The organism is Richelia intracellularis HH01 (genome assembly GCF_000350105.1).
GTDB classification, from domain to species: domain Bacteria; phylum Cyanobacteriota; class Cyanobacteriia; order Cyanobacteriales; family Nostocaceae; genus Richelia; species Richelia intracellularis.
In genome coordinates, this window is sequence record NZ_CAIY01000044.1 from 111,168 (window position 1) to 123,184 (window position 12,017).

A 12,017-nucleotide genomic window follows, 5' to 3' on the forward strand; every position below is an offset into this window, starting at 1 on the left:
TTTTAATTGTTTATTATTAATGTATTTTGTATAAGCTTTATCTAAAATTTTATGTTTAAAATTTTGATTATTGATGATGATATAGCAGTACAAATATTACTGAAAAGAATGCTGGAGAAAGAAGGCTATGAAGTGATCGCTGTTAGTAATGGAAAATATGGGATAGAACAAGCAATGATTTTTCCACCAGCAATGATTATTTGTGACTGGATGATGCCAGGATTAACTGGTATTGATGTGTGTCGTTATATTAAAAATTCGCCATATTTATCTACCACATTTTTTATTCTATTAACATCATTAGGTTCTACTGCTGATCGTGTTAAAGGATTGGATGCCGGAGCCGATGATTTTATTACTAAACCCATTGAAAATAATGAGTTAAGGGCTAGGGTAAGAGCTGGATTGCGTTTGCATCAATTAAGCCAAGATTTACAAAACCAGAAACAACTCCTGGAAAAAGAATTAGCAGAAGCTGCAGACTATGTAATGTCTTTGCTACCAATGCCAATGACATCCCCATTAGACATTGATTTTCGTTTTATACCTTCTCGACAGTTAGGCGGTGATTGTTTTGATTACTACTGGTTGGATTCAGAATATTTAGCAATTTATCTTTTAGATACAGCTGGGCATGGTTTAAGGGCAACTCTTTTATCTATTTCTGTTTTCAATTTATTAAGAGCACGGGCATTGAAGGGATTAAACTACTATCAACCTAGCGAGGTTCTAAAAGCCCTAAATGAAACTTTTCCCATGAATGATCAAAATGATAAATACTTTACTATTTGGTATGGTGTTTATCATTTACCTCAACGTAAATTAACGTATGCTAGTGCAGGTCATCCCCCTGCAATACTAGTTCCTGAAGATAGAAATTACCACCCCGTAATACATAAATTAAGAACTCCTGGAATGCCTATTGGCATGTTTCTAGAGGCAAATTATACTGATTCGACTTGTGAAGTTGAAAAAAATAGTAGTTTGTATATTTTCAGTGATGGAGCCTATGAAATTACTAAAGCTGATGGGGAAATTTGGGGACTAGATACTTTTGTACAGACCCTAATAAATGTTTCTAAAACCCCTAATTATCAGTTAGAACAAATTGTAAAAATATTAATTCATTCTCATTCACAACCATCATTTGAAGATGATTTATCTATATTAAAAATACAGTTTTACTAACTATGGAAAAGTGGTGATTGGTTGAATTCTTCTTGGTTAGAAAATACCGTGAAGACTTTATCCATTCCAGTAAGTTCAAATAGTATTCTTATTTGCTCATTTACCGAACACATCAACAACTTACTATCGACTTCACGTAAGTATTTAAAAGCTAATACCAAGTATCCTAACCCAGAACTATCCATAAAGGTTACATTTTGAAAATCCACTAAGACTATTTTTGTTCCATTATTTACTAGTCCAATTATTTGTGATTGCAATTTTTGTGATGTGGCTGCGTCTAAAATTCCACCTGGTTGTATAATTTGAATCTGATTATTATTCATGAATATTATTCACAATTATTAAATTTGAACTTTGTTAGATACAAGTATCTTTAGTCTCCATCAAAATTTTCAACAAAAACCTATAGTTGACTCTGACTGAAGTTATAGTTTATGGTCAAAGACAAACTTAGCAGAATATCTAAATAATAGCCCTAATCCAATATTTTTGTCATATTCATATAAAGGTATTTTTGCTACAAGTAAACAACAAAATATAAAATTTAGCATAGAGATGTAGGAAGTTGGATGTTACAGATAAGCAAAAAAATTGAAGCTAATGAACTCAAAATATTAGTAGTAGGGAGCCCTATTTCCCAATAATATACTTAAAACAATTACACGGTGTTATAAAAGCACTGATTAAAAGATAAACAATTAAAAGTGGAAATAGCCATGCTAATAGGTTTATGCTTAATAATGGTTTATAAACTTAGGGTACACTTTATTAGTCTATGATAAGTTATTTACATTTAAATCTCCACCCTGTAACACAATAGGACCTACCTTAGCTTTACATAGTAATTTGTTACCTTGTCTATAACCTGTATAGCGAACCCTGACAATTTCACCTGGTACTAAATTAACATCCATTAATTGATGCTTTTGCGGATTGTAGGGTACTTCCGCCCCTACATTTGCAATCATTTCTACTCCCCAGGCTTTTAAAAGTCTTTCCAAAGACTTTTTTACCAAAGGTATAATTTTAACTGCCGGCAGTTGGCTATTTTCCCGAACTTTTTGTACTACAGTTGGAAACTGTACTATTAAGGATTCTAATAGTTGCCATGTTGATTGCTGAAAGTCTTGCTGTAATAATTTATACTTCTGATTGAGCTGTTGCTGTAACAACTGGTATTCTACTTGTAGATTAGCCATCTGTTGTTGCATTAATTCCGGATTTGTTATTGGCATTTGCATTTTGACTTCTTCTCTGGAAAAACAACCCACTAGTCTGCTCAATGAAATTACTAGTGTTGCTGATAATTTTAACAACACATGTAATCGCATTTCCCCAATTTCTCCCCTTCGCAGCCGCAAAATTTGCCTCTCAGAAATACCAGACACACGACTTAGCTCTCTAAAACTGGTAATTCCCACCTTTTGCATTAACTGGTGTAATCTCTGAGTCAAATTAGAATAAGGCATTATTTGAAAATGATGGGGTGAATCGAAGAATTTTACGGCAGACTGGAAGTAGTCCACTAGAAAATAAATACAAAACAAATCTATATATTTTTCCCTCTCTCTTTTTATATTCTCCCAATAACTTCCCAAATATCCAAGAAAGATTTCATTCTACTTGAATTATTTGAGTTAGCAGGTCTATGGTAGTTTCACTGTTAACCTCTTTGACTAAGAGAACATAAGAGGTGAAGTTTGCAGTAATGTCAAAGACATATAAATGATTTCTCTAATCGTGAGAGCTTTTGGAATTTCAGAAGTAAGAATAATAAATATTCAGAGCTTAAAACTTTTGATAATTTATTAATATAATTGGGTGGTCTCATACCTGATATTAATAACTCAAAATAATTAACTTATAGGTTACTTTAATAAGTATATAAAAATGATTTTAGATGCCCGATTTAATGTAGTATCTCGGTTTAGTACATTTCTAGTAATATTGAATTAGTTTAAGAGCCTTTTTAACAATAATCTTAGTATATTATAATAAGTCTATCTTAGTCTTTATAGTAAACAGATTGTAAATAATAAATATACTTGCGAATACTACAAATAGTAATTTTATCTTGGAAACCTAGTATATACAAAATTGTGAATTGATAAGTTAATTTGATTACCAAACAAAAAATAGATATGTACATGCATTTAGTAGATATATGTAATAATAAACAAAGATACAAATTTTGATAATAAACATCACAAAATACAACTTATTTATGTTAGTCAATACCTTAATTTATTTATAAATAGTCTTATGTGTTAAGTCTTCCTAGAATAGTATTATAGATATTAACAAATCATCTGGGAACTATCTATATGGATGTTGCATTTTGCTGGATAAGTTTTTTTATTGGATAATGATAAATAATCCTAACATCCAAAAAATAAATAGTCTTTTTAGAATATGATAATTCACTTCAAGTAGATGATTAATCACCAAATAAATTTATAATTACTATTAATCTAATACTGAATCAAATTAATTATACTCTTCAATTAATTCCGGAAGACTTTACTTACTCTAATTATGAATATTTAGTTTATTAAAGCACGATAAAGACATCTTCAGGGTCTATATAGCATTCATATCAGAAATATACAATGGCAAGAACACTTAAGCAATTCGCCTACATTTAGAGCAGAAGATGTTCTACTAATAAAAGGTAAGCCTATTAGAAGATATTAATACGGGGTGGCAGTAACTTATGCAATTATTAAGAAATAGCACGCATAACAGATATAAAATAATATATTTTAAGGTTATAGAACTGAGCAAAAGAAGAAACAGCTTTAAACTAACTATCAAAATTACATAGTTACCTTATACACTAAGTGTAAACAAATTTTATTGTGCTTTTTTACCTAGTATTACTTTCTTTTACTTATTATTTCTGATTCAAGGCAAACTTAGATTATAGTGGATTTTAATATTTAGTATGAGCAGTCAATTGGAATATGTATTAGGATTGATTCATACTGTGGTGTAAAAACTCTTTAGTTTAGGATCCTCTTAGATCTAATATCCTTCAACTTTATTAAAATCGAACTTAGATTCAATTGCTAAGTATAATCAAGTAAATATTAAATCCAATTAAGGCAGGTCATTAATTATAATGACCTGCCTTAAAACTTATCCTAATAATACAATACTTACTTTGCCGAGTTATATTAACCTAGCAAAGTAAGTATTGCATAGCAGTAGATTTTGACTTGAAGCAGTCTCTATGGAGTAGATAACCATTATGGTCAGTATACTCAGCACTAAATTTATGATGACTTTTATATAATTTGGTGCTTGTATCCTGGTTTTTTAGTAGAGGTCTTCTTCCTTATGAGTTTCAATAATGCAATCAGAAGTAGGATAAGCAACACAAGTGAGCACATATCCGGCTTCAATTTGATCATCATCAAGGAAAGACTGGTCAGACTGGTCAATACTACCGGATATAAGCTTGCCAGCACAGGTGGAGCAAGCACCAGCACGGCAGGAGTACGGCATATCCACACTAGCCTCTTCTGCTGCATCCAAAATGTAAGCATCGTCTGGGCACTCTATAGTGGTGTTGAGACCTTCACTTTCATTAATGAGTGTTACCTTGTAGGTTGCCATTGTTTATTCCTCTCTTTCCTTCGCCCAAGGGCAGTATTAGGATGTCTTAAAAACAAATAATAACAGCCCATCCAAAAACTTGATTGGCCGTTAGTAAAAATTTGCCTCAGTTCTGATACTACGAGAAAAAGTGCAAGATGAAACTAGAAAATTCCCTGGATTGGCTATGGATTAGTAATGAAGTTTAGTTGCTGAATATATATAAGTTTATCTTATATCATTAGAGTTGTCATTGTATCGGGAAATATTATGTTTTTTCAGAAAAACCCTATTTTGTGAATTGGTTATTATACTAAGTAGATTTGGTAAAACAATACTTGTATAATACTCATCTAATTGTCTTATTCCCAATTCTGTAAAACCTAGTCATAGTGAGCTGTATTAAGTGAATAGGACTAGTACTTCACAGTATTTAGTTCATGTATTTATACTGGCTCGGATAGTATAGCAATAAAATACCGGATATCATTATCTTTAGTGGGAATTACTTACCAGTAATTTTGAGGTGTTCGGCATATTTTTGCTGGAGCCCTGGGGATTCTAAGTATTTCCATAAATTTATAAGTAAAAAATTAATCTTCCTCTTGGGTAGATAGGTCAATACAATTTTCCTGTAGGTTATTGATAACAACCTACAGGAAAATTTATTATGGATTTAATAATATTTATCAATACCTAACTATTTAAGTAATCTAGTTAGGTATTGACACACTCAGATTTGACATCAAAGTAAGTATTCCTTAAAAATTCAAGATATTCTATAAACCCTAATACCTAGTTTTCAATTTTCAATTATGTTTAAGATGGAAGTAAAATTCGAGATAAAGTCTACTGAACACAAGGGATAAGATTATTTAAAATAATCTTATCCCTTTTTCATAAAATAGTGATTATGATGGCACCACTTAACTATTTAAAAATACCCTTGAAAACCCTAACTCATAACTAATAGTCTTGCTAAATCTTACTTTTGTCTTTTTACTTGCACACAGTACTACAATGATTGCCATTTTTAGAATTAAATGCTTTCCTTGTCCTTGATTTGCAATTACTTTACCATTACAGTAAATCACCCTAATGAAATTTTTCAAATTGAAAATAAATCTTCAGGACTATTTATGTATGAAGGATTTTGGGAATTTGTGGAGGAATTACAAAAATATTTATATTTATAATCAAAACTCTTGAGAATATTTAACATTGATTTTATACTCTTGATATAGAATTTTTCCTTGCTATATATAGATAAATTTATTCTTCATTTTTTATTCTGAAGTTAGTATAATTTACAAATAAAGGAGAGGAAAATATAAGATATTGTAATGTCTACAGCCAACTTAAATTTATCTGCCTTAGAGAGGCAATATAGTCAGAAAGCACCAAAAGAAATTATCAAATTTGCTCTGGATAATTTCGAAAATATTGCTATTTCCTTTAGTGGTGCTGAAGATGTAGTCCTAATTGATATGGTATCAAAAATTACTAGCAAATTCCGTGTTTTCACTCTAGATACTGGGCGCCTACACCCAGAAACATATCAACTTTTGGATGAGGTAAGAAATTACTATGGGATCAAACTAGAAGTAATGTTTCCGGATGCAGTCGAAGTTGAAGCTCTAGTAGAGGATAAAGGATTATTTAGCTTCTATACTGATGGTCATAAGGAATGTTGTCGTATTCGCAAAGTTAAACCTCTAAGTCGTAAACTTAATACTCTTGATGCTTGGGTTACAGGCCAACGTAAAGACCAAAGTCCCAGCACTCGCAACTATATACCCATAATTGAAGCAGATAGTGCTTTTTCTACCCCTGGTCATGTCTTAGTTAAGTTAAACCCCCTAGCCAACTGGTCTTCTGCACAAGTTTGGGAATATATCAAGGCCTCAGATGTACCTTACAATAAGTTACATGAAAGGGGTTTTATTAGTATTGGTTGTGAACCTTGTACAAAGGCTGTATTACCCAATCAGCATGAACGGGAAGGGCGTTGGTGGTGGGAAGAATCTACATTCAAAGAATGTGGCTTACATGTACGTAGGTGATTCAAACAATATATAAATTTAGGGAGATACTTTAGCAAAGGCAAAAATGGAGAATACCCATATCTATCATACTATTTGTATTCACCTCTGATGTAGTAAATTATTAGCATAAAAATATGCTCTTTTACTCTGCTTTCCAATGCTTTTTAATCTAGCAACCTAGGATAAACTCTAAATATTTGTTCCCTTGAATAATCCTTTAGGGCGAATCAATAGTACAGCTATCATAATTGCCAAAGCTACCGCCTGTTTATACTGAGAACCTAACCATGGGGTGCTAATTTCTTGCACAGTACCAATAATAAAAGCACCAGCAACTGCACCATATGGATTACCAATTCCCCCCAAAATTACGGAAGCAAATAAAGGCAAAATTAAGAACCAACCCATATTTGGTCTAATAGTAGTAATCAGACCATACATACTACCACTTAGTGAAGTAATACTACCAATAATTACCCATGTCCAAATAATTACTTTATCGACATTAATACCAGATATTCTAGCCAAATTTATATCATCTGCCACTGCACGCATTGCCTTACCAATTTTTGTCTTCTGTAGGAGGTAGTTTAGGGCCAAAATGGCCGCTACAGTCAAAATCAGTACTAGCAATTGATTTTGAGGTATATTCAGACCAAATATTTTTAAAGCAGGAGTAACCGGTAAATTATAGTTTTTGTTACCTCCACCCCAAATGAAAATGATGCTATTCCGCAATAATAAAGCTAGTCCAATGGAAATAATAATAAAAGTAGTTGACTTGGCTTGAATACACCGCATTCTTGACCAGAGCAATTTTTCTGATAAGAGTATGAAACTAACAGTTCCGACTGCTGCTATTACCACCGATATCAAAATATTTATCCCTAGTGAATTAGCTAGTAAGGTCAAGTAAGCACCAAGGGTGATAAGGTCACCATGAGCAAAATTAGACAAACCCAAAATACCATATGTAAGAGTCAGTCCAATAGATGCCAATGCAATAATGCTCCCTAAAGCGATTCCATTAACTATTAATTGGGCAAATTGTATGTCCATAATCTTCCAAATATTTACTTTAAAACTCCAATAATTACGATTAATCAAAACTTTAAGATTCATTTTCATCCCTATCAGGGGTTTGGCTCTGGCCAATTTATATATTTGGCTCTGGCCAATTTATATATGAATATTAAAAATCAAACAAGAGAAACCTTTTCTTAATCTTTATGCTCCTCCACACAGGTAGCGTTTAAAAAATCAAGCATTACTGTACACAAGCCTTTTTAATTATAGATTGTGAATACACTGAAAATAGGACATTTGTAAGTGAAATAAGCAGAGTCAACGCCAATAATCCGAAATCTCAATAATAAAAATTTTTCAGAGATCCAATTTCTGAAGCTTAATATGGAAAATACAAGCATGAAGCCAACATGTTGTTAATCATAAACACAATTTTCTATGTTTTGCTAGAAGTAATTATACAAATGATTTATCAGTGTTTACACCTTATTATTAACATTACGTGCTTTCATCGCAGCAAGCAAGTTTAAACATTCTTCTATATGCCACTAAATATCCTCATAGTCGTCATATGAGCTCATCAATCTCAATAGGAAACCACATAGCAAACATAATATTTGACTTAATCACTGTGATATGGGATTTCTTATGGGATAAATGGTAAGTTATGATTGTTATGTTTTTTAGTAATCTTGTAAACCCCAAGGAATGAGGGGTTATGCATTACTCAGTTTAAATTTTCCACAATGATAATATTCTTATAAAATTTTGATTTCGTTTAGTTTATGGAGTGTTTGCAAGTAGGCTGGGACTATGAGCTTTTGCACAAAATAAATGCAATGACTTGTATATTCATGTGAGCTTTATTATGGTATTATTATGGACGTGGATTTCTGCCTCTAATGGCTTCTTTTAATACCCTCTCAAACCACAATAGTATTATAAAATAATACACTACTATCCAGTTGCACTTGTCCTTGTTGCACTTAATAGTTTTGATATACTATGAATTTAGTAGTTTAGTTATGTGAAGATCAAGAAGGTATAAAATACCATGATATAAAATCATACTTTGTATTTTATATTGGGGACTTGAATATTAGTCAAGAGCCTTATTAATATCTATTTTTCACCGGTCTATGCGACCATGCCGCAGTCTTCAAGGTTACCAGAAAGTAATTCCCAATTAGATAAATCGTCAAACCTTTTGACGGCAATTCAACGAGTGAATGCTGAATTGTGGTTGGAGCGGAGCTTGAGGCGCTTGCAAAGTCGTCTCAGTATGGAATTAAGTCGGGTCTTATGCCTGAAAATAAAATTATTTTCAGAGGCAGATTTTTTCCAACTTATATTGGAACAATTACAAATTGCTCTAGAGGATTATCCTTCTAGTGTTTTCCACCAGGGTTGCTTGGCAGTTGCACTAGTGCAAGCAAAGGCTTCTTTTGGTTCGATCTGCTACCTCGTTAGATCATCTCAGAAAGAGTTAAAAGATAAACGAGCAAGCATAATTCCCACTGAGGAGAATCAGCTATCCCTAAAATTGTCTGCAGAAATTACACTTGAGGAATTACAAAGCCTAGAACACCAGTTTCCCCAAAAAGCTTGGTGTTTGCCTAGTAGTTATTCTGCCTACTCAGCATGGCTGATTATGGATGTAACATTTTCCCTGTCTGGTGATGAAACCCAGATTATATCTGGGTTTATGACGGGTGCAGCCCAGCAATGTACTCAAATTTTGGAGCAGTTGAGGCAAATACTGGATTTACAGAATTATTGTCAGAACCTACAAACATTTAATAAGAACTTAGAACGAACTAATCAACTCAAAAATAAATTTCTGGCAAGTACCAGCCATGAAATACGTACCCCCTTGAGCTCAATTCTTGGTTTTACCCAATTAATTCTGGCTCAAGGTTACGAAAAAAGTAGGGAAAAGCACCAGGAGTATTTAAATATAATCCTTTCCAGTGGAAAGCATTTATTGGCATTGATTAACGATATTTTAGACCTGTCTAAGATTGAGGCTGATCAATTGGACATACATTGGGAAAAAGTAAATATAACAGAATTATGTAGTAGCGTTTTAGCCTTGGTTAAAGAGAAGGCAGGTAATAAGGGTTTAAAACTGCAAGTAGAGATAGATGAAAACATTCCTACTCTGGTAGCAGATTCCCTTAGGGTAAAGCAAATGTTATTAAATTTACTTTTTAATGCTCTCAAATTTACTGCTACTGGGACAGTCGGGTTAAGGGTATGCTATGATGATTCGTTTATAAGTTTCACCATATGGGATACAGGTAGAGGTATCCCCAAAGAGCTTCAGGACCAACTGTTTCAACCATATTGCCAAATCACAAATTCTGTTAGCAATCGTCAAGAGGGCACAGGTTTAGGATTAGTTGTTACTAAGAAACTGGCAGAAATACATGGTGGTTGGATTGAAGTGGAATCAGATATAAATCAAGGTTCCCAGTTCACTATTTTCTTGCCTTTAACACCAAATGCTGTATTGCAGTTAGACAATTTTCCTCAGTTCCTAGCAGAAGCAGATAAAATAGAATCAGAAGAAATGCTAGGAACATCTGTATCTCTACATCCTATTTCCTTAGATGTCTTGTTACTAGAGGACGACTTAGACAATGCTCATGTAATACAAACATTTTTAAAAAATAAGGGTTATTGGGTCACTTGGGTTAAAAGTGCAGCAGAAGTTTGGAAGGTGTTGACACAGATCAGCCCCGCTGTTATTCTCTTGGATATTCAATTACCTGACAGCAAAAGTTTTGAACTAATCAAACGACTACGTCAACACGATAAATACCAACATATCCCCCTTATTGCCCAAACTGCCATGGCAATGCAAGGAGATCGTGAAGCTTGTTTGAGCGCAGGGGTAAATGATTACATTTCCAAACCAATCGACTTGTCAGAATTGACAAGAATAATTTCTAAATACGTTAGGTAGGTTCGCTTGAGAGAGTTGTTCTCCTCCCTGCAAGGACAATTAAAGCCTCCTAGATCAAAGCCCAAGACAAGCAATTATCTGGGGCCTTATTAATTATTCCTTAGTCAGGAGCTACGCTAGCCCAGTTTACTAAATAGTAGAGAAGTAAACTTTGGACTTAATAGGGTCAGGATTCATAGTTTTATCACCTGGCTGCCAACCTGCAGGACATACCTCGTCAGGATGGGATTGAACATACTGAATGGCTTGTAGAGTCCTTAAGGTTTCATCAACATTACGACCAAAAGCCAGGTTGTTGATTGTGGCATGCTGAGTCATGCCATCTTTATCAATGATAAATAAACCACGTAAGGCAATACCCGCAGATTGATCAAGGACATTATAGCTAGCACTTATCTCTTTTTTTATATCCGAAACTAGAGGATAGTTCAAATCACCTACACCACCAAGTTTACGATCAGTTTGAATCCATGCTAAATGAGAAAATTCACTATCAACTGAAACACCTAGAATTTCTGTGTTAAGTCTATTGAATTCTTCATAGCGATCACTAAAAGCTGTAATTTCTGTTGGACAAACAAAAGTAAAGTCTAAAGGATAAAAAAATAGAACGACATATCTACCACGATAGTCGGAAAGCTTAATGGTCTTAAATTCTTGATCCACTACAGCAGTTGCTGTAAAGTCAGGAGCCTGCTGTCCAACGCGGATACACCCTTCTGCTGCAATTGACATACACTAATTCTCCTTGAGTTTTATATGTATCTGGTAGTGTTTTATGGTATGGGCTGAACCTGACCCTGCCATATTATGCTTACAAGCTTGACTGTTCTTAATAAGTTATAAAACCAATCAAGCACTTAATCTTTAACTAGGCAAAATCTTACTTGCTTTCTGGGTAAAATCTTAATATGTCAGATTATCTTATTAAATTACGGACAACCAGACCTTACCCATCTAGTATTCCAAAATGTGGTAATTTTCTAACAATTTATCAGTGCTTTATTATAGGACTCTACGAATATATCATAGTCATAACGATTTTGATTGGTGTATAAAAAGTTCAGATATTTAAAGGGTAGCTGTTAATCATTGTTTTGCAAGTGATTCAGCATAAGATTTACACTCACACTTATCATGAGTGGCTATTTATCCCTGAGATTACGCTCATTAATCATAGTTTGAAATTT

Annotated in this window: 8 protein-coding genes; 3 read left to right on the top strand and 5 right to left on the bottom strand. The window is 33.3% G+C overall.

Annotation, left to right across the window (positions count from 1 at the left end):
* The first annotated feature begins 51 nt into the window (after positions 1 to 51).
* Positions 52 to 1,188: a PP2C family protein-serine/threonine phosphatase gene (locus tag RINTHH_RS05290; protein WP_044304696.1), complete on the top strand. Its 1,137-nt coding sequence runs from the start codon at positions 52 to 54 to the stop codon at positions 1,186 to 1,188.
* On the opposite strand, the gene RINTHH_RS05295 is transcribed toward RINTHH_RS05290, so the two are convergent.
* From RINTHH_RS05295 to RINTHH_RS05305, 3 genes are all read right to left on the bottom strand, one after another.
* Positions 1,185 to 1,514, bottom strand: a complete 330-nt coding sequence (locus tag RINTHH_RS05295) for an STAS domain-containing protein (protein WP_008233771.1) — start codon at positions 1,512 to 1,514, stop codon at positions 1,185 to 1,187. The genes RINTHH_RS05290 and RINTHH_RS05295 overlap by 4 nt on opposite strands.
* 450 nt (positions 1,515 to 1,964) lie before the next feature.
* Positions 1,965 to 2,660, bottom strand: coding sequence for a nucleotide exchange factor GrpE (grpE, locus tag RINTHH_RS05300; RefSeq protein WP_008233772.1), 696 nt, complete (start codon positions 2,658 to 2,660; stop codon positions 1,965 to 1,967).
* 1,849 nt (positions 2,661 to 4,509) lie between these two features.
* Positions 4,510 to 4,809 carry a ferredoxin gene (locus RINTHH_RS05305; protein ID WP_008233773.1) on the bottom strand — a complete coding sequence of 100 codons (300 nt, stop codon included), beginning with the start codon at positions 4,807 to 4,809 and terminating at the stop codon, positions 4,510 to 4,512.
* Between the two features lie 1,322 nt (positions 4,810 to 6,131).
* Between RINTHH_RS05305 and RINTHH_RS05310 the strand changes: the two genes are divergently transcribed.
* On the top strand, positions 6,132 to 6,851 hold the full coding sequence (locus RINTHH_RS05310; RefSeq protein ID WP_008233778.1) for a phosphoadenylyl-sulfate reductase: 720 nt from the start codon (positions 6,132 to 6,134) through the stop codon (positions 6,849 to 6,851).
* A gap of 171 nt (positions 6,852 to 7,022) precedes the next feature.
* Here the strand turns inward: RINTHH_RS05310 and RINTHH_RS05315 are convergent, their stop codons facing one another.
* A complete protein-coding gene (locus RINTHH_RS05315; protein ID WP_008233779.1) occupies positions 7,023 to 7,892 on the bottom strand; it encodes a branched-chain amino acid ABC transporter permease in 870 nt (289 codons plus the stop codon).
* Between the two features lie 1,114 nt (positions 7,893 to 9,006).
* On the opposite strand from RINTHH_RS05315, the gene hrmK reads away from it, so the two are divergent.
* Positions 9,007 to 10,827: a hybrid histidine kinase/response regulator HrmK gene (gene hrmK, locus RINTHH_RS05320; RefSeq protein WP_008233780.1), complete on the top strand. Its 1,821-nt coding sequence runs from the start codon at positions 9,007 to 9,009 to the stop codon at positions 10,825 to 10,827.
* 129 nt (positions 10,828 to 10,956) lie between these two features.
* Here hrmK and RINTHH_RS05325 read toward each other — a convergent pair whose 3' ends face one another.
* A complete protein-coding gene (locus RINTHH_RS05325; RefSeq protein WP_044259823.1) occupies positions 10,957 to 11,556 on the bottom strand; it encodes a peroxiredoxin in 600 nt (199 codons plus the stop codon).
* Between the last annotated feature and the right edge of the window lie 461 nt (positions 11,557 to 12,017).

Coding starts and splice junctions, on each gene's coding strand:
- RINTHH_RS05290 (WP_044304696.1), top strand. CDS start 52: ATGTTTAAAATTTTGATTATTGATGATGATATAGCAGTACAAATATTA.
- RINTHH_RS05295 (WP_008233771.1), bottom strand. CDS start 1,514: ATGAATAATAATCAGATTCAAATTATACAACCAGGTGGAATTTTAGAC.
- grpE (WP_008233772.1), bottom strand. CDS start 2,660: ATGCCTTATTCTAATTTGACTCAGAGATTACACCAGTTAATGCAAAAG.
- RINTHH_RS05305 (WP_008233773.1), bottom strand. CDS start 4,809: ATGGCAACCTACAAGGTAACACTCATTAATGAAAGTGAAGGTCTCAAC.
- RINTHH_RS05310 (WP_008233778.1), top strand. CDS start 6,132: ATGTCTACAGCCAACTTAAATTTATCTGCCTTAGAGAGGCAATATAGT.
- RINTHH_RS05315 (WP_008233779.1), bottom strand. CDS start 7,892: ATGGACATACAATTTGCCCAATTAATAGTTAATGGAATCGCTTTAGGG.
- hrmK (WP_008233780.1), top strand. CDS start 9,007: ATGCCGCAGTCTTCAAGGTTACCAGAAAGTAATTCCCAATTAGATAAA.